Origin of the sequence: Aeromonas tecta (genome assembly GCF_000820185.1) — a bacterium.
Classification (GTDB): domain Bacteria; phylum Pseudomonadota; class Gammaproteobacteria; order Enterobacterales; family Aeromonadaceae; genus Aeromonas; species Aeromonas tecta.
Genome location: NZ_CDCA01000009.1, coordinates 61,172 through 85,169 on the forward strand (window position 1 = coordinate 61,172; position 23,998 = coordinate 85,169).

Consider the following 23,998-nt stretch of genomic DNA (forward strand, 5'->3'; position numbering starts at 1 on the left):
AATGGCGGTAGAAACAGTGTGGAAGGGGCGATGACTGCGTCAGAAGCAGGCAAAAAAAGGCCCTGAACAATCAGGGCCTGGCAGTTCGTCATATTGGATCAAAATGGTTCTATTCACCACAAATGTAAGTATTTTTGTTTTATCGATAAAAATCAATTGGTTAAGTGTTGCTGTAGAAATAATGTAAACATTTTCGTTAGTTTTCATGGGTTGAATAGGTCAAATTTTACATTTTCGAGTAGCAAGACAGAATGGACAGAGCCCTGCCTATTGTGAGCAAGCTTTTAGAAGCACTCCAACAAGGGGCTCGCTCGCCCCTTGGTATGACAATGAAGTTATTTATTATTGGAATTGTCACTTGTTACGCCTGTGGTTGGTAATCTTGGGGCGAAGTCACGTTCATTCTGTACCTGACTGACGACACCAAAGGTCTCGAGTTGCAGAAACTTAGATCCAAAAACTTCGGTAGGAATTTTCAATTTAAGCAAATTGAAGAAGTTCTCATCATGAGTTGAGATAATAATCTGCTTGTCAAATCGCAGCGAAATGTTTCTAAGCAAGTCTATTACTGCAAGCACATTAATTGAATCCATGGATTGAATAGGGTCATCAATAAGAATAACATCTAGATTATTCCCTTTATCATCTTTGGCATGTAAGGCGTTGGCCAGAAAAACACTCAGACTTAAAATGTTTAGCTGTGCTGAACTAAAATATAATATTGGTGATATGAGGCCACCAGATTCATCCTTTATCACAATATTGAGCCCTGGCTGAGCACTATCAAAATCAGGGATGAAATCAACCTCTTTAAAAGAGGGATGAGGATCAATCTTGCTGTATATAGCGTTGATAAGATTAGAAAAGAAGAAAGCCCCGATTCTTTCCCGCAATTCTTTGAAGACTAGTTCACGATCAGCAGACAATTTAGTATTGACTAATTGGTGTTCCGATATTTTTTTGTCAATATCAGAAAGTCTTTTGCGTAACTCCAAACTTTCTAAGTAAGGCTTAAAAGTCTCTAACTGAACTATCAGCAGATCAATCTGATTGATCTTCATCGTAATGTCAGCTGATTTTTTAGATAAAGTTTGAATTGCTAGTTCAATTTTTTGCTTGATTAAAACCACATCCGGCTTTATATCTTCCTCTAGCAATCTACTTAAGCTACCCAAAAACGAGTCCACGAAGAATGTTGCATCGTTAATATTTTTTGAAATACTCTCTTTTTGAGAAACTAGCAATTGGAAATCAATCCAGTTCCCATCATCTAGCATAGTCTGTTGGAGTTCATTACACCGTGCAGACAATGTAACCATTTGAGCATAGCTTTCCTGAATGGAGCTTTCGAGATTGAGTCGCTTCTGGGCACAATATTCCAAAAGGTTATCAACATTTCGAATAACTTCCTTTTTTGCAAATGCCAAAACGGATGTATATGACTCTTTTGTTGTGATGCCATCTATAGATAAAAGTAGTACCTCAAGACGAGAGGTAATTATTTCCATCTGTGCCTGTAGGTCAGTAAGGTGCTTATTGCTCAGGTTGAGCAGCTCCTGTTGGGAGGAGCTAGTGCTAGAAAGGGCTGCTAGCTCTGTATTAACACGTGAATGCAGCTCACTTGAATTCAAGTTCCAAACTTTGACTTGTAGAGTCGCAATAGTTTGTTCTGTGATAGTAATCGTTGTGGTAAGCGAATGTAATATTTGTTGATTGGACTCAATTCGTGAAGATAATTGATTGAGCTGAGTTTGGAGATCAATAATTCTCTTGTGAAGTCGCTCTTGGGCTTCGTTCAGAGTTGAATCAATTATGGATTTAAGCTGGCTTATGCGTGCTGCTATTTTTTCCAACTGTCTTGCGTTCTGTTTTGCAGCCTCAGTCAGGAGGTCGTTATTTCTGATCGATGATATGAGTGTATCTGAAGATGGATGATTTGCTCGACATAGAGGGCAGGTATTACTGGGCCAATCAGCTAGATAGGTCAGACCTTGTGACACTAACCGTTCAATTACTTGCTTCTGTTGCGTAAGTGCTAGTTGGGTATTTCTAATTGCAGAGTCATTTTGTAGTAATAACTCTAGCTCTTGGTGCGCAAAATAAACTTCTTGAAGGCGGGTAATCGGTAATTCGAAAAGAGTGGAGTCAGGCCCTTTCAATATTTCCATATTAACTGGAAGTACAGATAATTTCCCTAAATTTAATTTAATATTCTCTTGTTGAGCTTTGTCCATCGTGATGGAATTAAATTTCTCTTGGTATCTTGTTTTTAAAGTCTGTAGCTCATGCTGATGGATTGAAAGTTCTGAATAGGCCGCAGGGCTGTCAGTCAATACGGCTCGTAAAGCTGATGCATGACGTTCAGTCGCAGATAGAGCATCCTGACACTGTTTCACACTCGCATGGGCTGCACTTAAACTTAAAGAAATATTAGACTGCTCATTAATTAGTGTATTTCGCTCATCGGACGCGGATTTTAATTTTGACTCTTCAATAAGAAAAATTGGAGCTAATCCTTCAATAGTGGATAGCTCTGTCAGTTGCTCATTTTGTTTCTGCCATTCTTCTAAATACTTGTTATAAGTAGAAGACATTGCCTGATATCGTTGGGAATCAGCAACACCTTTTGTCAGCAAAATAAATTTGGGGGTTTGCTCAGCAACAACATCTAGTTGAAGCTGAAATTCCTCTAGACGAAATGTCAGTTCCGATAATGCAGCTTCCTCTTTCCGTGTTGCTTCGTCGCTGGATGACAACGAATGCTTTCGCTCAGTGAGTGAGCTAAGAAGACTATATTCCATATTGGAGTCGAAAGCCTCTGTGACATACGAGATATTCTCACCATCATGGTTTAAACTTTTCGCCAATGAATTGAATTTTTCAAAAATCATTGTATCGACTGGCGCCTTCAAAAGTCTTTTGATATCAGTTTTTTGCTGTTTAAGGCTGTCCAAGGTTATCTTGTTTTCGGTTAGAATAGCCGTGAGCTCCATACGTAGCATCTCGTCCTCACCACCGAAATACTGCATGAAGAGTTGATATCGTTCTTGCGGTTTTGCTTCTTTCAGAAAACGATCAATCGCATCTTGTGAGAGAATTATCTTCTCAAAACCCTTCCCTTCCGTTTTAGTCTTGGTGGGCCCCAAGTTTAGATCCATGGGTGTGTTGGACCTCAATTTTGGAAGCGATCTTGGAAAATCTCCGCATGTGGTTATTACGTCTACCCGAGTGACAATATTATCTGGAACGTCTTTGTTACGAAGAATCTTTAATGGAATCTGATCTTGTTTTGTTCCCCGAGCGGCTCTATTATTAATTTTTTTATTATGTTCTGCTGTATATCTTCCCAAATTCGAGGTAAATGCCCATTCTACTGCATCGTAAAATGAGCTTTTTCCAAATCCATTGGGAGCATATAGTGCAATAAAATTTGAGGGTGTGCCATCACCAAGGGTAAAGTCGAAAACCCCATCTTTTTTGAACTTGTAGGCTCGAAAGCCTTCGATCTCAACTTTTTTTATTTTCATTTTGCCTATAGTACTCTATTAGTTTATTAACAATCTCGCCTCTTTTATCTTTCGACTTGCTTGTCAAGTCAGTAGGCGTGTTTTTTATTAGTGGTGCAATGGCAAGTTTTATATTTGAAACTAGAGAGGGAGTCGTTTGTTGTAACTCTAGATCCGCACCAAGTAGTTCGGCATTAATCTTGGTTTCGACTTCTTTAGTTGTTAACGTCTTTCCAAGACGATCTAGGACAATTTTTCTAGCTGCATAACGATCATTTTCAATTACATATTTGTCTTGGATCTCTATCGAATCTGGGCATAGCATTACCAGATATATATTCCATTTGGAGAAGCGGGCTTCAGGCTTGAACCTAACAGAAATTATGCTCTGGATTGCCTTCCATTTTTCCACTAATTCAAGTGAGGAATCAAACCAACAGACTATACAATTTATGAAGCTCAGCTCCTTAGCGGAAAACAGCTCGACTTTCAAACCCTCGAATTCAGATGTTAAAAAATCTAGATCATGATCTGTCTTTGATAGCGCGATCATAATGTCCCTTGAAAATTATCAGTTGTTGGCCAGACAAAGCCTCTCCATACTCTCTGTGCTTGTCCAGTACGAGTTTATTACGCAAACCTTTTAGGTGTGCGAAAGCATACGTTTTTAAACTATCACCAAAGGCGCTATCGATCCGAGCCCTCTCTCTATATTGAGGTGATGAAGCAATATCATCGAGTACTTCTTGGATATCTTCAGAACCTGGCATGTCGGAGGCGTTTTCTTGCGGCGTATTTACAAGAATAGTGCCATGGGCATCTAGCATTTCTCTAGCAGCCTTTATTAGATCTGATAGTTTCCACAACCAATTGTCATTGCTACAGGAATACATAAATCGAAATCTACGATCCAGCGAACTTAGATAATTCATATCGATGACGTCTACACCATCGAGTATTGAACAAATTACTGAAAATTCAAGATAAGCGACCCAGAGATCTCTTTCCAAGATTGTCGAATCTGGTTCTTTATTGCCTAGCAGCAGCTCTCGCTTATAACGCATCATCAAGTCATAAGGTGCAGGCATATTTTTTTCTATTAGCCATGCGGCTTGTTCGTTAAGTTTTTCCCGTAGTAGAACAATATTTTTTGGCTTTGCTGCATTGAAACTAAAAATATCATTTTTAAAATTTGAGAAGCCTTGCATGTAAAAAGGAGTCATCTGTGTTAGATGATTTTCTTCTATAATCTGATCGAAACATTCAATGGAACAGCAACGAATTCGACCATATCGAGCTTCGGGATCTTCGTCATCCATTCGAGTTTCCACACCCCATAAATGTGGATGGCCTTGTTGGATACAATAGACGCCACCACCTGACATACCTTGAATGGACTCCTGGCCTGGGCTGTTCTCCAAATTACACACAATAAGTTGGTTAGCCTTATCATTTGAAGTGCCAATATAAATTTTATGCGGCCTATCTGAGCCAATATTTGACCTAGGAAAACCCACATATGAGATTCTGGAGCCAGCGGCCTGCTCTCCCCGCCATATATGCTGTGAAATAGAATTCTGATACTCTACTTTTATGATCGAACAATCATGTACTGGATGATGATAAGGTGTTCCAATAATTGTTAACTCTATGCCATTGCGACTGACAATAATTGGGGTGTCAGGGTCATTTATAACGTGATGCGCAGTCAAAACGTAAGTAAAGTCCAGTGACAAGGTACTTACTAGCACCCCGCTGCCATTATTGACTTTAACGGCGTACGAAATAATCAAATCGTCATTGGTCATTAAAAATAAACTCTTTGTCTAGTTCTAATAAGCGCCCTGGATAGACATATTTTTCGTGAGGCAAGCGTAGTTCTTGAATGATTTTCTTATAATTAAAATATATGTTGGAATCTGTCTTTGTTAAAATCCTAGCTATGGTTTTTTTATTTGGTAGGCCGTGAATTGCACCGTTGGTTGATATTACGTATCGATTACATTCAACTAATTCAAGAAAATCGATACTCGTATTGTACTGGCTTCCATGATGTGAAACCTTGACTAGGTCTAAGGGTAATTTAGATTCGGGGCTATAGCCTAAGGCACGTAATCCAGAAACTACAACTCCATCATGGGCATCACCCAAAAAGAGCATTGTAGAGTTGCCCGCTGTAAGAATGAATGCGATGGAGCTTCCATTGGCGATAGATGAATCAGACACGAATGTGTCATTGTTCAAAATCTCTTCAAAAGAGAATTGGTAGTCGGTTGCAACGGAGGTTTCTGCCGGATTTTTTTCCTTAGGCCAGATACATAGAAGTTTTTTAAGGGTTGCCTCATTAGGAGAGAGCACCTTGAAAGTAAAAGGGCCGCGCTCTATCGTCTGACCAGACAGAATCAATGGCTCACGGTGGCAACCTACTTCATCCAAGACAGATTCAAGGGACTTAGCTTGTTGCACACTAGTATTTGGTGAGACGGTTCCTAGGAGAACGCTGTTCTCAGGGATATCTGGTTTGCTGAAGTAGTCAGTGATCAGCCTTGAGGAATTGAACCATATAGACTTGACCATCTCATTCAGATAACCCGTCGCCTTAAATGCATTCAAGAATCCACCAATGTGATCGTCGTCGATATGGGTCAGGATAGCTAAATCAATACATTGGTCTCTTTCTTTCAATTCATCTAGAACGACACAAAGAGCACCTTTATGTTTCTGTGCTGTTCCCCACTTGAAAGTAGCTGAGTTTCCGCCATCGATCAGTAGGTTAAACACACCATCCGAGTCTTCATGAGTGACGAGGATGCAGTCGCCATGATTGGCTGAAAGTATGCGTACCTTAATGCTCATTCAGGCTCCCTATACCCCCTGCTCCAAGGTAGAAAATCTTTATCTATACGGTCAATAAGATAGCGCTTCTAAGAACATTTTCCAAGAACTCTAGCTCTCAATATCAAGAGCGAATCGCCCCGGCCTTCCTAGGCACTTTTGAATCATTCCTAATGCGATTTTTCATACACTACTAGCGATAGTACGTTGTTGAAATTGACCATCGCCTACGGCCCCCATTGAGTGGATTGCAAACGCATAGTTTCCACTAGTTGGTGGCATGGTTCACTTTTCATGGAAGGGTGTATGAAGCTATACGCTCAACCCATGTTGGAAAGAAGGCGCCTCATTTCATCTTCTGGACTGTACTGCTTACAGGGTTCTTGTGATTTCTTCAATATATGATTTATTTTTCTGGTCATACTGATATGCGAAGAATCGAAGTCTTGTTGGCATCGGTCTAAAGCCCGCTCAATTGCAACTTGAGCTAGGAATAATTCATTGCCCTGTAAAACATCATTAGATTTTTTTATGGCACCTTTGTACATAGTATCTAGGGTATCTTCACTTTTGGCTCGTTTGAAGCGGATGAGCATGTTTTCATAAGTAAAATACTGCATGTCATCGATATTTTTTGTCATGTGTTTGTCCTTATGTGAAGGAAGAAATGAACATAGTGCTATTGTCTAAATAACGGTACTTGAATGGAGTCCAGTCAGATAGAAGGACATGGAAGCATGGTATCCCGGTAACGATACGGTGTTGGTCATACGGAAGGGATGAGTCATTGAAGCACTCCTCCGTATATCACTGGAGCTCTCAGACAGAAGCGGCCATGTGTCGATCTAAACAATTCATAACCGGGAGGCGGGGTTTGCGTCTCGACAACGCCAGCTGGGTGAGACCATGACGTATGTGCGTGTTATTTGTTCAACAACCCACAGACTCCCTACAGTATGCTCAAGAAGAGACTGAAATTCATCCCCGAGGAAGACATCTAGCATAGCGTAAACAAGACTCTGGTTTGAGGCCAGTTTCAGGTAATAACTATGTACGCGCCATGGCACCGCTCTGATATCGCTTTGATATCGCTTTGATATCGCTTTGATATCGCTTTGATATCACTTTGATATCGCTTTGATATCACTTTGATATCGCTTTGATATCGCTCTGATATCGCTCTGATATCGCTCTGATATCGCTCTGATATCGATTTGATATCGCTCTGATATCGCTCTGATATCACTTTGATATCTCTGGTAATGCTGCCACACCTCCGGCGCAAGCTGGGAACTATCTATGTCGATAGAGCCTATAATGGCTTTCTAAAGTTCCCCAATGTGGTGCTTAAGCTTCACGGTCAGCGTTCGGCGGGCAGATTGGGCCGTTGCCCCCTGCCTGAGGTCGAGCTGGTCGGCTCGAATGTCTGCTCGGCCCAGCCCGAGACAAACAGTCAGCTCTATGGGCCGAATCCACGATAGGCCGTTAGCTTGCCAGTGATGCCACTCCCTAGTTTGAGACGGTCAGCCAGATGCTCATCAATCGCAGCTGCCCTGCATAGGGGATGAAATCGCCCGTGAATGAGATCTCCGGCCCGATCACTGTCTCAACCAACGGGTAACTACCAGGTGCATTGCCCCAGATTCCCAAGACACTTTCGCGCATCATGTAGCCTAATAAGCCCCAATGAGAAATACCACAAGATCATGAACTTTGAATGGTAGTACTATGGGAACACCCAAAGTTCACGGTTATCTACGGAGAATGATAAAGTGAACTGAGATTTCTTCTCATAAGACATTTCTATGGCTATTTTTAAGACTACTTCTTGAAAGAAGGGCATGATAATAATGGCTTATTTGACATATCACCCTAGTCAACAACATCCTTCCAATAATCGACTTGTCATGTCTCTAGACATTCCGAGCGACCCATTGGGTGTCCATTTATGGATCGTTGCAGGTATTTCACCTGACATTATAATTCAGCTCGTTGAATCAGTCGGGTCTGACATTAAGGCTATTTGTCATCTGGCTGGGATTAGCCAAAGTACCGTAAACCGAAAACTCAAGAATGGAACTCCTCTAACCCTTGAACAAGGAACTAGGATATACAGCGTCATACAAGTACTTGATGCAGTAATCTCGCTACACGATGGTGATCTTGCTATGGCAATGTCTTGGTTAGATTGTCCTGCAAAAGGACTGAGAGGTGAGAAACCTGTGAACGTCTTGACTACAGCAATTGGTGTCCAAGCCGTAGTCGATCTCATTGGTCGGATCGAACATGGAGTCATTTCCTGAATTCTAGCCGTTCAAACGGCTTTCTGAAGTGAGACCACTGGCAACTAAGGCTCGTTACAGAAAAACTTGGAAGACCTTACACTGTAAGGTCTTTTATAAATTTTAGCCTGGGTGCTAAGGATGCGGACAGCCCTGAATTGTCCTTTTACACTCATCACGAGTATCGGTCTTGCTTCTTTGGTAGTGGAGTGTTCAATTGGGCTATCGAAATGCCATGAGCATATGCATTGTACTGCCAGATGACAAATTGACTTAATAGCTCGTTGTTCTCTCGTTTTAAACGTATATTTTCAGCCTCAAGTCTTGCTATTTTATTTGCTGCGATAGAAAGTGAAGCTGGTGTTTTGGGGGCCTTTACATCACCATGTCTCAATTCATTTTTTTTGTCTTGAAACGATTTTTTGATTCGATGATAACTTTGAATCGTTTGTCTTGAGTGAGATAAGCCCAGTCTGGAACTCATCTGTTCACAGAGTTTTTCCCACGTTAGCTTTACATCAAAGTGCCAGCTATCAATTAGCCCTACAATCTCAGAAATGTCTTTCTCTGATAGATGTTTAGCCACGTTTCATTCCTCCGAGTGCCTTTAGTTTATCAAGAGCTTTCGGCCGGGTTCGCATTTGCTCTGGAGTTCCAGGATTTAATATTTTATCTTTAGATACTTCAAGTTTTGGTAAGCGTTTTTTTCCATTGATGTCTAATGCTTTATCAAGACGTGAAACTTTATCTATTGCTAATTTAATCAGAGTCCCATCAGGGATTGAATTATCTTCCAATTTTTCGATAAGTGCTTTGCAGTGTTCTATCGTAATAAGTCGCTTGTTAAGAAATGCTTCTGAGTTAACCAAACCATTATTCACGGCTTGTTGATCACCAGTTAAGAGTATTTCTTCATGCTTTAACTTATTCTTTAAGCGTTTCAGCTTTTCATCATCTCCTTTTTCACAGACTTGTTCTTCACAGTTCACGCAGTCTCGATGTTTTTCGCAAGGATTGAGTACATATGAATGGATACAGACACCAAACTCAGTTACATGTGCAGTTATATTTTCATCTGCATTGATCTCTTGCAGCGTTTCAGGAGTGACAACAACAAGTTCCGCAATGCCAAGGTTAGAGTGGCTATTATGATTTTTTGTGATTGCTCGAAGTTTTGTGTTTAATTGTTCAGGAGTCTGGTGATTATAAACACGTGTTTGCTTTGGGTCGGCTCTCCCAGACCAACGAGTTAATAGTGTGTCAGACATTCCGCCTAATTTCGCCATCGTATTTAACAGGTGGCGTAACTGATGACTGAGTACCTTCATTGATAGATAGTCATGGCGCTCAAACAACGACCGTTGATTTGTCATACCACTACTATCTTTTGTTTTCTTCTTTGTCGCAGATAAATCTTCATTTATCGTGCCAATGGTTGGCATCCAAAGCTCTGTTGTACTTGAACCTTTCATACTATGGAAAGAATTGTTCATTTGAGAAAAAAGTGCATCAGACCATTTGATTTTTATGCCATCGCCTGTCTTGAATGCGATCTGGGGAAAGCCATTTTCTTTTATTTTTTCACGTACAATTTCATTTAGCTCAACCATTGTTACTTCATAATGCTTTCTATCTATTCCATACTTCTTAAGAAGTTGATTACTTAAGGTTTGACCTTTTTTTGTTTGGAGTCCTGTTTTTACAACGATCTCACCTTTCACTTCTACATATTCTTCAAAAAGATCTACCTCAAGGCCTAGGGCAAAGCTAACCTGTTCCCTAGTAAGCTTCTCATTTAAGGTAATACCTGCGGGACAAGGAAGAAAATTTGTTTTTTCTTCTACTGATTGAGCAAATGCCCTTGCGTCAGCAGACAGGCTTCTTAACCGTTCAACCGCTTCCTTAACGATGTCCCACATACATTCAGGCACCCATTCAACTTCGAAACCATATCCTTTCCCTGAAAACCAACGGAGGCCGAGTTGTTTTTTACCTTTTGCATCTTTTGCGACCTCGATGCAATCAGCCTTCAAATAAAATAGCTCAGACCCTCGTGCTGGTGCTGCCATTAAAAGCGCAATGCAAGCCGTGGTAAATATATCCCGTGATGAGAGGTTGTTTTCTCCAAGGGAAAATATTTCAGCAATAGCCACTAAGGCATCATCATTTGGAAGTTTTTTATCACGATATTGTTTACCTTTCTCTCCAACTTTTTCAAGCGCATCCTCTCCTCTCTTGACAGGGTTTTTCCATGTGAATCTTTTAACTATTCTCTTCTCACAAAGAAAGCGGCTCATAACTTCAAGCTCTATACCGCAATGATACGCTGCTTGAGGAGCATAATTTTCACGAGCGAGTTGAGCTGCGTTATCCAAGATGGCAGGGTTTACTTGAGTTATATCTACTGAGCCATGCGCTCGCAACATAGCCAGTTCAATAACACGCAGTGCTTTTGATTCATTTTTGGGTTTTGTGGGTGCATGGCTCTGTTGATAGGTGAAGTATGCTTTAGCAAAAGGCATGATTGAGTCATCAAGTTCAAATTCCTTTCCCCGTTTTCTTGCATTCACTCCCAGCTTGGTGAAATTAACAACACCAGTCCAGTATGCAGAGTCGTAGCAATATTCTTCTTGAGAACTCTTAATTGGAGGCAAGTGAGGATATGACTCGCACAACTCGATAAAGTCAGCTAGATTCTGTTTATGTTCAAACTCATACTTTGGTTTGAAATTAATTAGTTCAGACATATTCCAGCTCCTTTTTATTACACTCCAGTATTACTTGCATGACGGCATAAATTGCGCGGTCATTAACTGCGGCTACAGTGAGGTCATTGGTTATCTGTGCGATCCGATCTCGCTCATTAACGAGCCAGTTTAATACCAAATGATGCGGTGCATGACGCCACGGCCGAAATTTTGGGCAGATATAGCAGGCTACAGGAGCATTATCGAAGCACGGGGAGTTGGTGCCACACGAACCAATATCTCCGCTAACCTCACGGCAAGGAATGCGCGTAGCATCTGGAGATTGAGACTGTGCTTCGGCTTCATCTTCAACTACTTTCCCCGTAAACGCATTAGCGTATTTAACCAATTGAGGACTCATAATATCACTGATTTTTTGTGCAAATTCAGGAATGTTTTTTATGTAAACATCAGCATGCTGTGTATCAGAGTGATCGAGAAGTGTTGCCACTGTTATTAAGCCACAATGCTCTTTAGCTGCCCTTGTTCCAAGGGTATATCGGAAACGATATGCGTTAGCATGAAGTTTTTGACCTGTACGCTCGGAAGTAATGTCAAGCTTGTCGATTGTGAACTTCAGGACAGCATTTAAGTAAGAAGATGCACAATGGAACATGTCCGTCTTTTTAAGAATTGATAATAAATCGGCATCATCAACATCACAAATATTAGGTAAATGTTTATATTCAAAATAAGGGTATTGATAACTTAATAGTTCTTCAATGCGCCTAGTGTTTCCGAAGCCCATAGGGAAAAGTGGAAGTTCAAGCCTCTCTTCATCACTTAATATATGTCCAACAAGGCATTCGGCATCAGCGATGACATTCTGCTTATGCTTCATAAGCACTTGCCCAATGCTCTCAATAAACGCAGCCCTCCGGAAGGATGAACGAAAACCGAACCCTCTCTGCTTTGCACGTGGAATGTTTAGGTAATAATAAATTTCACCAAGTGGTGATACATCTGTTTTTATGTCCTTAATTTTGAGTGATGCTATTTGAATAGGGCGTCGCCCTGATGCAGAAAACAGCTGAACTATTGAGTATTCTTCATCTGTGACTCGGCCTTCAGCGTATGCATGATCTAAACCTGCAATAATTGCTTCATGTTCGAGGTCTGAGAACGGTCCATCAATAGGGTCAAATGATGCGACAGGTAATCCTTTGTCTCGCCCTTTAAAACGCCACTTATTTATTAGTTCTAATGTATTTTTGTCGATGATATTAAAACCCCAAAAATCTGCCTGTCTAATAAATGCGCGCAGAGAGGACGGTTTATCATGATCATTCTTATCAGGAAATGCCATTTTGAATGCTAGTAAACCTAATTCACTAAAGGTCGTATGTTTTGTGACTCTTGTGTATTTTATGAGCATTTCACATAGGGAATTAACGTACCAAGAAGATTTATTTTCAGAAAAATAAACTAAAGCTCCCCTGATTTCTTCCGCTATATTTTTATCATAACCGGATAAAGCAAACCCTACTCGTACTTTAACCTCACGGTTCAATCGCCAATATTCATCATATATATCGAATTCATAACCATTGAAGGACGTTGTTTTCGAAACCTCCTTGAGTTGTGCTAATTTTCTATCTTGAAAAGTTATTTTTTTCATATAACTACCTCTTCTCTCGTAGGTTTTAAAAAACCCTTAACAAGGGATATCTTCATCATTATTTTCGACTATACTACCTTTATTTTTAACTCTTGTTTTTTGAAGCTCCAGCCCGATCTTCATAGCTTTTTTATGTTTATATAACCTAGTGTAAAACTTTGCTGAATCTGAGCCCTCTTTCCACCCTTGCACCCAACATCTGAGCTCTTCAGATTCTTCATAAGTTATATCATCAGCCTTAATAAGTTTCTCGACAAGCTCTGAAAATCTATCATTCCATGTATGCCTTAAACCATGAGGTTTAACTTTAAAACCAACAGTATCACTAAGTTCTTTAAATATTTTATTAAAAGCAGATGACGACATTGGAGTTGCTTTATTGGCACCGTTTTGATGGCTGATAAATAAGTAAGGGCAGGTGTTAGCTCCAACAACGGAACTTCTATAATTAAGTACATATTCCTCAAACATACTAGCCAATTGTGGTGTTATTTCCACAGTACGGCTTAGAGTTTTAACTCGTGGTTGGTTCAGTCGAGGGTCATTTTTATTGTCGGGATCACGCCAGATATTTAATGTAATTCCAGAGATTCCTTGGACAAGGTCGGTCGTTTTTATATTAAGAGACTCGCCTTTACGGCAGCCAATATCAAGTAGCAAGTTTACAATTAGTTGGTTACGAAATTTTACTGCGTTTCCTTTCCATGGATTGGTAGACGAATCGAGTCTAACAGTATCTAGAATTTTAGCTTCTTGAGTCTCATCAAGTGATTGGAACTCACCTATTCCAGCTTTATTTTCTTGATTGTTAGCCGGTTTTGAACCTCTCTTCGCTATCAGCCAGTTATACATCCGCTCAGATTCATCCGATTCAAACAAGCTATCAGCGAGCCACTTAATGTATTTAGCTGCTTCAGTAACATTATTATAGCCATTAGTGCTTGTTACTTCTGTGACATCGATCCTGACACCATAACGAATTTTTTCTTTTTTTAATGGCTTCAATATAGCTATATTTTCATTTTTCTTGCTAAAAGCTATATTTTTTATAGCCTCATCTAAATTTGATTTTTTTTTCTTAAGCCAGCTAGTGATTAACTCGACTTCATCACGCTTGAGCCAATCACCACGAGTAAAACGCTCTTCTAATCTAATGTTAAGATAATCACATATTTCGAGTAATAGTTTGATGGAATTGAGTTTACTTTTTATTGTGTTATACGCATCCCCGTTGTTTCGATGATGTATCGTTGAGTACAGGGTTGGGTAAGTCATAGGATGATCGCTTTCTGTATCAACCAAGACAGCCATTCGCTCTCCAGATTCATGTACAAATTGTCTAAGTTGATATTTCATACACAATCAAACCTTACATATATTAATGGTGTTGGATTACCAAAATAAGACTATAAAAAAAGCCCACAGAAATCACAATGATTTACGGTGGGCTTTCTTTTAGTTATTTGTTTTATAAGGATATTTTACTATATACCTTACAATATTACTCTATGGTGAAACTCAGAACGGAATGTCGTCGTCGAAATCCATCGGCGGCTCGTTGTAAACCGGCGGGGCAGACTGGGGTTGCTGCTGTTGCTGAGGACGGCTGTAACCGCCTTGCTGTTGCATGCTTTGCTGAGGGGCGGCGGTAGGGCGCTGCATGTTTTGCTGCGGAGCAGCCTGTTGCGGCTGGCCCCAGTTGCCCTGGGACTGTTGACCACCCATGCCTTGACCGGCGCCGCCTTGCGGACGGCCACCCAGCATCTGCATCACGCCGCTGAAGCTGTCGACCAGCACTTCAGTGGTGTAGCGCTCCTGGCCACCCTGATCCTGCCACTTGCGAGTCTGCAGTTTGCCTTCGACATAGACCTGGGAGCCTTTCTTCAGGTACTCGCCCGCCACTTCGGCCAGCTTGCCCATGAACACCACACGGTGCCACTCGGTGCGCTCTTTCTGCTCACCGGTCTGCTTGTCGCGCCAGGATTCGGAGGTGGCCAGGGTGATGTTGGTCACGGCACCGCCACTCGGCATGTAGCGCACTTCCGGGTCTTGCCCTAGGTTACCGATCAGAATGACTTTATTGATGCCTCGACTGGCCATAATCTCTCTTCCACCCTTTATATACCGGCCAGGCCTGATGCCCGGACCAATTCAACATATCGTTCGTTTTCGGTGAGATGCCTGCCACTGGGTGGGCAGCATCGTCACTCAGGTCATGGCTGTGTTCGATCCGGCAGTATATATCACCAGCCGTTCGTCGCAGCGTTTGCTCGCAATAGTAACAGTTGGCGAGCATGAGCGCACACCTTCCTGCCGGAGCACGTCAATCCCGCCACCGGATCGAGATGTAACTTACCCGAGGTGCGGGGGCACCAGCAAGTAGAGGGTATGGGGGGAGGCGAGGCTCGCTCAGGCCGCTGATAAAGGGAGTTGCAGGCACTAGTAGACCCCCCAAATGGGGAGGGTATGCTAGTCGTTTGTATTGATTGAGAAATTACTAAGCTTCAAAGGAATCACCATCCTGCCTAATACTTTTTTAATACTTCGGTCGGAAGGGGGATTGGTACTCTCTCCTGGCAAAATGCCCCGACCTGAATGTGCAAGGAAGTCTGCTTGATGACGCCCGAATACCCCTTAGTGCTGATAACCGAAAATAATGCACAAGCTATCAGCTTTCAGCGCCACCTCAGTGAGCAACTTGGTTTGTCCATCTTGTTGGTCGGGGAGCTGGATGCGTTGCCGCAATCCTCTGATACAGAATGCCAACCGCTGCTGCTGATCGATCTGGATTACCTCAAGTCGGCGCAGCAAGCGGACTGGAGCGCGGCTATCTGCAGTCGTTTCGGTGAGGCCAGTGCGGTGTTGCTCAATGCTCCGACCAGCACGGATCGGGAACTGCTGCTGATGTGGCCTCACATCAGCGGGCTCTTTTTCCGTCAGGACAGTCTGGATCGGTTGGTGATCGGCATTCGCAAGGTGCTGCAGGGGGAGTATTGGATCCCGCGCCACCTGCTGTGTGACCTGGTCGATTATTATCGCAAGGGCAGTGGCCAGCCGCTGCGCAACCAGATGCTGCTGACGGCCCGCGAGCAGGAGATAGTCCGCCACCTGATGACGGGAGCCTCCAATACCGAGATCGCCGACAACCTGTTTGTGAGCGAACACACCATCAAGTCCCACCTCTATAACGTGTTCAAGAAGTTGAACGTCAAGAACCGCTTGCAGGCGGTGAGCTGGGCCAAGGAGTTTCTCTGAGCATCGGGGTTAGGATGCTAATAACCTGTCTATTCATCCAGTAGTCTCTATGCCATACTGGTTCGCTCTGGTTTGTGTATCGAGCGTGCAAGAAGATGGAAAAAATCGTGATTCGGGGTGCCCGCACCCACAATCTCAAGAACATCAACCTGATCCTGCCCCGTGACAAGTTGATCGTGGTCACCGGCCTGTCCGGTTCCGGCAAGTCCTCGTTAGCGTTCGATACGCTTTACGCCGAGGGGCAACGCCGCTACGTGGAGTCGCTCTCCGCCTATGCCCGCCAGTTCCTCTCCCTGATGGAGAAGCCGGATGTGGACCATATCGAGGGGCTCTCCCCTGCCATCTCCATCGAGCAGAAGTCCACCTCCCATAACCCGCGCTCGACCGTGGGCACCATCACCGAGATCTATGACTACCTGCGCCTGCTGTTTGCGCGGGTCGGTGAGCCCCGTTGCCCGACGCACGCCATCCCGCTCGCCGCCCAGACGATCAGCCAGATGGTGGATCAGGTGTTGGCCCAGCCCGAGGGCAGTAAGTTGATGCTGCTGGCACCCGTGGTGCGCGATCGCAAGGGCGAGCACAGCAAGCTGTTGGAGAATCTGGCGGCCCAGGGCTATATCCGTGCCCGCATCGATGGTGAGGTGTGCGACCTCTCCGATCCTCCGCCGTTGGAGCTGCACAAGAAGCACACCATAGAAGTGGTGGTGGATCGCTTCAAGGTGCGCGACGATCTGGCACTGCGCCTCGCGGAATCCTTCGAGACGGCGCTGACGCTGTCCGGCGGCATAGTGCTGGTCGCCCCCATGGAGGGCGAAGACAAGGTGCAGGTCATGACCTTCTCCGCCAACTTCGCCTGTCCCGAGTGCGGTTACTCCATGTCGGAGCTGGAACCGCGCATCTTCTCCTTCAACAACCCGGCCGGTGCCTGTCCTACTTGTGACGGCCTCGGGGTGCAGCAATATTTTGATCCCGCCAAGCTGATCCACGACCCGAGCCAGAGCCTGTCGAGCGGTGCCATCCGCGGTTGGGACAAGCGCAGCTTCTATTACTTCCAGATGCTCAAATCCCTCGCCGAGCACTACAAGTTCGATCTGGAGAGCCCTTGGGAGGATTTGCCCCTCAAGACCCAGGAAGTGATCCTGCGTGGCTCCGGCAAGGCCGAGATCGAGTTCCGCTACATGAACGATCGCGGCGACGTGGTGGTGCGCAAGCACCCGTTCGAGGGGATCCTGCACAACATGGAGCGTCGCTACCGCGAGACCGAATCCAACTCGGTGCGCGAAGAGCTCTCCAAGTACATCGCCAACAAGTCGTGCACCAGCTGTGGTGGCAGCCGGCTGCGGGAGGAGGCGCGCCACGTGTTCGTGGATAACCGCAACTTGCCCGCCATCGCCGAGCAATCCATCGGCGATGCCCTGGCGTTCTTCGCCGGCATCGAGCTGACCGGCCAGCGTGCCCAGATCGCCGAGAAGATCTTGAAAGAGATCGTCGAGCGACTCGGCTTCCTGGTCAACGTCGGCCTCAACTACCTGAGCCTGTCCCGTAGTGCCGAGACCCTGTCCGGTGGCGAGGCCCAGCGTATCCGGCTGGCCAGCCAGATTGGTGCCGGTCTGGTGGGGGTGATGTATGTGCTGGATGAGCCCTCCATCGGTCTGCACCAGCGTGACAACGAGCGCTTACTCAAGACCCTCACCCACCTGCGCGATCTCGGCAATACGGTGATCGTGGTGGAGCACGACGAAGACGCCATCCGTCTCGCCGACCATGTGCTCGACATAGGTCCAGGGGCCGGTGTCCATGGTGGCGAAATCGTTGCGCAGGGCACGCCGGAGGAGATCATCGCGAATCCCGCCTCGCTGACCGGCGACTACCTTTCCGGCCGCAAGCAGATCGCCATTCCTGCCGAGCGCACACCACTCACCGGCAAGTGGCTGAAGCTGAAGGGGGCGAGTGGCAACAACCTGCGCAACGTCAATCTAGATCTGCCCATCGGGGTGATGACCTGCGTCACCGGGGTGTCCGGCTCCGGCAAGTCGACCCTGATCAACGATACCCTGTTCCGCATTGCCCACCGGGAGCTGAACAAGGCCACCGAATCGACCCCGGCGCCTTATCGCAGCGTGGAAGGGCTGGAGCACCTGGACAAGGTGGTGGATATAGATCAGAGCCCCATCGGCCGCACCCCGCGATCCAACCCGGCGACTTACACCGGCCTGTTTACCCCGATCCGCGAGCTGCTGTCCGGCACCCAGGAGGCGCGTTCCCGTGGCTACCTGCCGGGCCGCTTCTCCTTCAACGTGAAGGGCGGTCGCTGCGAAGCCTGTCAGGGGGACGGGGTCATCAAGGTGGAGATGCACTTCCTGCCGGATGTCTACGTGCCTTGCGATGTCTGCAAGGGCAAACGCTACAACCGCGAGACGCTGGAGGTGAAGTACAAGGGCAAGAATATCCACGAGATCCTGGATATGACGGTGGAGGACGCCCGTGAATTCTTCGACCCGGTGCCAGCGGTGGCGCGCAAGCTGCAAACCCTGATGGACGTGGGACTCTCCTACATCCGGCTCGGCCAGTCGGCTACCACGCTCTCGGGCGGTGAGGCGCAACGGGTCAAGCTGGCGCGGGAGCTCTCCAAGCGCGACACCGGTCAGACCCTCTACATCCTGGATGAACCGACCACGGGTCTGCACTTCCACGATATCCAGCAGCTGCTGAAGGTACTGCATCAGTTGCGCGACAGGGGCAACACCATCGTCATCATCGAGCACAACCTGGACGTCATCAAGACCGCCGACTGGATCGTCGATCTGGGGCCCGAGGGGGGGGCCGGCGGTGGCCGCATCCTGGTAACAGGGACCCCAGAGGAGATGAGCCGCTGCAAGGAGTCGCACACCGCCCGCTTCCTGGCCCCGCTATTGGGACAGTAAGCAGAGCGTCAACGAACAAGGGGCCTAGGCCCCTTTTTTGTTGGGCGAGAAAGGGGCTGGGTGGTCAGGGGCGCGCAGATCCCGGCCACTGTCGGTCCAGGCTGGCGAACCAATTTGTTGGCGGAGAGAGTGGAAATTAGTGGGTCAACATCAAGAAGGCGAGTGCGACGATAAATCCAAGCAAGATAAATAGAAATGACCCTATGCCCCAGATGGCGGCCAGGATGCCTATTACTTTTTCTCTTCTGGTTTGATTCTTCATAAAAGACCGATTACAGCTGCGCTACATGGCCGTAATAAAATACCTTGATTGTGATAATTAAACAACGATCCTGGCGGTGATTTGGCCTATTAAAGGTGTATTTAAATTATGCTTTAATAATTTAAAAGTGAAGAGAAACTACCATAACTTATTATATTTACTGGTGTTTATATCTTGTCTTGATGCTTTTACCATCAGCTAAAGATGTTGTGCGCATCTACCTATTTATTGATAACTATTGAGCTGAATCAATAACCGTTCATTCACATCCTTTTATAGTTTTCGGGCTTACAACACATAAAGAAAACAAAAAGGAAATACGTGATGAAAAAGATCCTTCCTCTACTGATCGCAGCCGCTTTTGCTTCCCCCGCCGTCATGGCACATCAGGCCGGAGATATTCTGGTGCGTGGTGGCCTGGCCTTTGTTTCCCCGCAGACTAGCAGTGACGACGTGCTGGGCACGGGTGAGCTGGATATCGACAGCAACATGCAGCTGGGGCTGACCCTCTCCTACATGCTCACCGATAACTGGGGGGTTGAGCTGCTGGCCGCCACGCCTTTCTCCCATTCGGTCTCGACCCCGGGCCTGGGTGAGGTTGCCAAGGTCAAGCATCTGCCGCCGACCCTGATGGCGCAGTACTACTTCGGAGATGCCAACAGCAAGGTGCGTCCTTACGTGGGAGCCGGTATCAACTACACCTTCTTCTTCGATGAGGAGGGCCGCGGCGCACTGGATGGCACCGACGTCAGCGTCGACTCCTCCTGGGGACTGGCGGGTCAGGTGGGGCTGGACATGGCGATCAACGATCGCTGGTTCGTCAACGCGTCTGCCTGGGTCATGGACATCGACACCGAGGTGCACACCGCGGTAGGCACCATCAATACCTCCATCGATCCGGTGGCCTTTATGTTCGGCGTCGGCTACCGCTTCTAACCAGCATCAGGTTGGCCGCCTCAAGGCCATGACGAAGCACGTCTCTTTTGGCCCGGCTCTGTTCGGGCCCTTTTATATCCGAAATCGGGCATTATTCGTGATCTCATCCGTTATAAGCCCCACTTGCTACTCTCCCATCGTCTCCCTCTGCCGATAGACCCTGCGTTCACGTCATTTTTCCCAACGAGTGAGGATGTCTCTATGGGTTTGTCTATCGTGCAGCGGATCATCGCCGGATTTGTGCTGATGCTGTTGCTGCTGGTTCTGCTTGGCTTCATCAGTATCCTGAAGATCCGGGGTATCAATGAGGGCCTGTCGCAGGTTTCTGATCGTGCCACTCCCCTGGTGATTGCCGTCGCCGGGCTTAAAGGTGCCTTGCAAGACAGCAACCGCTGGGTGCTGACCTACAGAACCAGTGAAGATGCGGCCCAGTTGCCGCAGCTGGCCAGCCAGTTCAAGGCGCAACAGGCGCACTTCGCGCAATTGAGCGGGGAAATGGGCAGATTCACCGGAGTGGAAGAGGCAAATGCGCGCTTTCGCCAGGTGGCTGGCGCCACTCAGGGTTTCTTCGGCCTGGCCGATCAGGTGCTGGCCCAGCATGGCCAGTGGGTAGCGGCACTGGAACTCCGTCATCAACTGGAGATCGCCTTCATCCGACTGGAGGACACCTACCAATGGGCCGCCGATCTCCTGCTGCAGCAAGCCTCCAGCAAGCGATCCATGCGCAACAAGGCTGAACTCATCACCTCCGGCATCGCCCGGGATCTGAAGAATATCCGCCGAGCCGATGCCGGCACCGATCTCAACGAACTGGAGAAAGTGCTCAGCAAGGATATAGAGATGGCTCGCAAACGGCTCGAGCGGGTGCTGGTACCGGACGATGTGAAGCAACGCTTCGTCGCCAATCTGGATCGAATGCAGGAGCTGGCGCTCGGTCCGCAGGGGCTGCTGGCTACCATGCGCCAGGCCCAGCAGTTGGCCGCGTCGTTGCAGGGATTGAATCAGCAGCTCGATACCAGCCTGGCCAACAGCCTGAGCCTGCTGGATGAGATGGGTCAGTCGGCAGGCAGCATCGCCAGCCAGAGCCGCATCACCGCGGATGATGCCGTCAGCAGCGCCAGCCTGTGGATCCTGCTGGTAGCGACCATCTCGGCCGCCGCCGCGCTCATCATCGGCTACACCACCACGCGCAGTATCCAGCGTCCGCTCCAGCTGATCGATCAGGAGCTGGGCCGGATGGCGACCGGTGACATGACCCGGCGCATCGACTATCGCAGCCGCTGCGAATTCGGCAGCCTGGCCCGTTCCATCAATACCCTGGCGGACAAGACCGGCGAGTTGCTTTCCCAGATCAATGCCGGCTCCCGCCACCTGGTGGAGGAGGCGAGCCGCGCCGCCGAGATAAGCGAGCGCGCCATGTCCAGGGTGCAGGATCAGAAGAGTCAGACCGATCAGGTCGCCGCCGCCATCACCGAGCTGGAAGTGAGTGCCACCGAGGTGGCGCGATCCACCGATGGCACCAAGCGGGAGGTGGACTTGGCCGATGAGGAGGCCCGTGCCGGTCGTCAGCAGGTGGCGGCTACCCGTCACATCACCGAACAGCTGGCGGGTGCCATGGAAGAAGCGGTCGGCATTACCCACAAGCTGGGGGAATTTAGCAACCACATCGGCAGCATCCTGGATGTGATCCGCAGCATCGCCGAGCAGACCAATCTGCTGGCGCTCAATGCCGCCATTGAGGCCGCCCGTGCCGGTGATGCCGGTCGCGGTTTTGCCGTGGTGGCGGATGAGGTGCGGGCACTGGCCAACCGGACCCAGACGTCGACCGAGGAGATCCAGGCCATGATCGAGAACCTGCAGAGTGCGAGCCAGCAGGTGGTGGAAGTGATGGGGCGCAGCCAGCAGCAGACGCTCGGCTGTGTGACGCAGACACGGGATATGGACTTGGCGCTGCAGTCCATCGCCGAACGGATGAGTGCCATCAAGTCGATGGCGGATCAGGTGGCGCTGGCGGCCCAAGAGCAGATCTCGGTCAGCCAGGGGGTCGCGCGCCACATCGCGGGGATCGCAGACGTGGCCTACGAGACCGAACGGGAGGCCCGTGAATCGGCAAGCAGCAGTGAAGTGCTGGCGGATCTGGTCGCCAGACAGCAGCAATTGATCGCACATTTCAAGGTTTAGGAGGGCTTATGTCTAACAAGTGGATCGGGGCCCTGAGTCTCCTGTTATGTGGCCAGCTGATGGCCAGTGAATTGGTGATCGAGAGCTGGCGTATCGATGACAAGGCCTTGTGGGAGCAGAAGATCATCCCCGCCTTCGAGGCCGCTCATCCGGGTATCCAGGTGCGATTCAACGGGGTGCAGAACGTCGAGTACATGCCGACGCTCTGGGCCAGTCTGAAGGATGGCAAGGCGGGGGATCTCATCACCTGCCGCCCCTTCGATGACTCTCTTGCCCTGTTCAAGGCCGGTCATCTGGTGGAGCTGAGCGAGATGGCCGGGATAGAAAACTTCCCGAGCTTTGCCCAGTCGCCCTGGCAGACCGATACCGGTGCCCAGACCTTCTGCGTACCCATGGCCTCGGTCATTCACGGCTTCTTCTATAACAAGCAGATCTTCAGTGAGCTGGGCCTCTCGGTGCCGCAGACCCGCGACGAGTTCTTCAACGTGCTGGACAAGGTGAAGGCGGATGGCCGCTATGTGCCCTTGGCCATGAGCGGCTCTGAGAGCTGGGTGGCCTCCGAGCTGGGTTTCCAGAACATAGGACCCAACTACTGGAAGGGGGAGGATGGCCGGTTGGCGTTGATCGGTGGCCAGGAGCGACTCGACAACCCGCAATACGTGCGGGTGTTCGAGGAGCTGGCCCGCTGGCGCTCCTACCTGGGCGAGGGGGGCGAGAGCCGTGATTACGCCAGCACCAATGCGCTGTTCACCGCCGGCAAGGCCGCCTTCTATGCGGCGGGATCCTGGGAGATTGCTCCCTTTACCGGCAAGGTCGACTTTGGCGTCATGCGGCCACCGGTAGCCAGGCAGGGGGACGGTTGTTTCTTCACCGATCATACCGACATCGGCATGGGGCTCAATCCGGCGAGCAAGAACAAGGAAGCCGCCATGGCCTTCCTGCAGTGGCTGACCACCTCCCAGTTTGCCGAGCTTTATACCAACGCGTTGCCCGGCTTCTTCTCTCTCTCCAACCACTTCTTTGAGGTGATCAATCCGGCGGCGAAGGAGATGATGGAGTGGCGCGATCAGTGTGACTCTTCCATCCGGGTGGCGACCCAGATCCTCTCCCGTGGCACGCCCAAACTGGGGGATGAACTGGCCGAGGTGAGTCAGGCGGTGCTGCTCGGCAAGCTGGCGCCACTGGCGGCGGCGCAGCAGCTGGAGCAGGGGCTGAAGGGCTGGTATGGCCCCCATCAGGGCCCGCAGGCCAAGGGTCAGGATTGCCAATGTGATGTGCCGGCCGCCGCCTCAGCCGCGGTCGGGACTCTGCCTGCGGCGGACCTCGCTCCTGCGATGAGCCCGGTAGCCTCCGCGGCGGTTGCACCACTGCCGGTGTCATCGCCCGAGGTGGAAGCGGCGCTCTCCCAGCAGCTAGAGGCTCCGACACCATAATCGGCAGCGCATCGACGAC

At 47.9% G+C, this 23,998-nt stretch carries 16 protein-coding genes; 6 read left to right on the top strand and 10 right to left on the bottom strand.

Annotated elements, in window-relative coordinates:
- Positions 1-335: 335 nt before the first annotated feature.
- From BN1137_RS22210 to BN1137_RS01250, 5 genes are all read right to left on the bottom strand, one after another.
- Positions 336-3,527 (bottom strand): AAA family ATPase, encoded by a 3,192-nt coding sequence (locus BN1137_RS22210; protein ID WP_157433572.1) that lies wholly within the window; start codon positions 3,525-3,527, stop codon positions 336-338.
- Positions 3,508-3,999 (bottom strand): ABC-three component system middle component 1, encoded by a 492-nt coding sequence (locus tag BN1137_RS22215; RefSeq protein WP_157433573.1) that lies wholly within the window; start codon positions 3,997-3,999, stop codon positions 3,508-3,510. Before BN1137_RS22215 ends, BN1137_RS22210 begins: the two co-directional genes overlap by 20 nt.
- Positions 4,000-4,030: 31 nt before the next feature.
- On the bottom strand, positions 4,031-5,314 hold the full coding sequence (locus BN1137_RS22220; RefSeq protein WP_157433574.1) for an ABC-three component system protein: 1,284 nt from the start codon (positions 5,312-5,314) through the stop codon (positions 4,031-4,033).
- Positions 5,304-6,362 carry a ComEC/Rec2 family competence protein gene (locus tag BN1137_RS01245; protein WP_050716860.1) on the bottom strand — a complete coding sequence of 353 codons (1,059 nt, stop codon included), beginning with the start codon at positions 6,360-6,362 and terminating at the stop codon, positions 5,304-5,306. The genes BN1137_RS22220 and BN1137_RS01245 overlap by 11 nt, the downstream gene beginning before the upstream one ends.
- Before the next feature lie 299 nt (positions 6,363-6,661).
- Complete coding sequence (locus tag BN1137_RS01250; RefSeq protein WP_050716861.1) at positions 6,662-6,982, bottom strand: hypothetical protein; 321 nt, start codon at positions 6,980-6,982, stop codon at positions 6,662-6,664.
- A 1,266-nt stretch (positions 6,983-8,248) separates the two neighbouring features.
- Here BN1137_RS01250 and BN1137_RS01255 point away from each other — a divergent pair.
- Entirely contained in the window at positions 8,249-8,644 is a 396-nt protein-coding gene (locus tag BN1137_RS01255; RefSeq protein ID WP_232306873.1) for an antitoxin Xre/MbcA/ParS toxin-binding domain-containing protein, read from the top strand.
- Between the two features lie 154 nt (positions 8,645-8,798).
- On the opposite strand, the gene BN1137_RS01260 is transcribed toward BN1137_RS01255, so the two are convergent.
- The 5 genes from BN1137_RS01260 to BN1137_RS01265 all read right to left on the bottom strand — a co-directional run bounded on the left by BN1137_RS01260 (position 8,799) and on the right by BN1137_RS01265 (position 15,088).
- Positions 8,799-9,209 (bottom strand): hypothetical protein, encoded by a 411-nt coding sequence (locus BN1137_RS01260; protein WP_050716862.1) that lies wholly within the window; start codon positions 9,207-9,209, stop codon positions 8,799-8,801.
- Complete coding sequence (locus tag BN1137_RS22225; protein ID WP_157433575.1) at positions 9,202-11,370, bottom strand: hypothetical protein; 2,169 nt, start codon at positions 11,368-11,370, stop codon at positions 9,202-9,204. Before BN1137_RS22225 ends, BN1137_RS01260 begins: the two co-directional genes overlap by 8 nt.
- The gene (locus BN1137_RS22230; protein ID WP_157433576.1) at positions 11,363-12,988 is read right to left on the bottom strand and encodes a site-specific integrase; all 1,626 of its coding nucleotides are present in this window, start codon (positions 12,986-12,988) and stop codon (positions 11,363-11,365) included. The genes BN1137_RS22225 and BN1137_RS22230 overlap by 8 nt, the downstream gene beginning before the upstream one ends.
- 36 nt (positions 12,989-13,024) lie before the next feature.
- Positions 13,025-14,344, bottom strand: a complete 1,320-nt coding sequence (locus BN1137_RS21720; RefSeq protein ID WP_083443329.1) for a site-specific integrase — start codon at positions 14,342-14,344, stop codon at positions 13,025-13,027.
- Between the two features lie 162 nt (positions 14,345-14,506).
- Complete coding sequence (locus BN1137_RS01265) at positions 14,507-15,088, bottom strand: single-stranded DNA-binding protein (RefSeq protein WP_050716863.1); 582 nt, start codon at positions 15,086-15,088, stop codon at positions 14,507-14,509.
- Positions 15,089-15,604: 516 nt separating this feature from the next.
- On the opposite strand from BN1137_RS01265, the gene BN1137_RS01270 reads away from it, so the two are divergent.
- From BN1137_RS01270 to BN1137_RS01290, 5 genes are all read left to right on the top strand, one after another.
- Positions 15,605-16,243: a LuxR C-terminal-related transcriptional regulator gene (locus BN1137_RS01270; protein WP_198150574.1), complete on the top strand. Its 639-nt coding sequence runs from the start codon at positions 15,605-15,607 to the stop codon at positions 16,241-16,243.
- Between the two features lie 95 nt (positions 16,244-16,338).
- Complete coding sequence (uvrA, locus tag BN1137_RS01275; RefSeq protein ID WP_050716865.1) at positions 16,339-19,167, top strand: excinuclease ABC subunit UvrA; 2,829 nt, start codon at positions 16,339-16,341, stop codon at positions 19,165-19,167.
- 586 nt (positions 19,168-19,753) lie between these two features.
- Entirely contained in the window at positions 19,754-20,365 is a 612-nt protein-coding gene (locus BN1137_RS01280; RefSeq protein WP_050716866.1) for an OmpW family outer membrane protein, read from the top strand.
- Positions 20,366-20,566: 201 nt separating this feature from the next.
- Positions 20,567-22,546 (top strand): methyl-accepting chemotaxis protein, encoded by a 1,980-nt coding sequence (locus BN1137_RS01285; protein ID WP_050716867.1) that lies wholly within the window; start codon positions 20,567-20,569, stop codon positions 22,544-22,546.
- 8 nt (positions 22,547-22,554) lie between these two features.
- A complete protein-coding gene (locus BN1137_RS01290; RefSeq protein WP_050716868.1) occupies positions 22,555-23,979 on the top strand; it encodes an ABC transporter substrate-binding protein in 1,425 nt (474 codons plus the stop codon).
- Positions 23,980-23,998 lie beyond the last annotated feature (19 nt).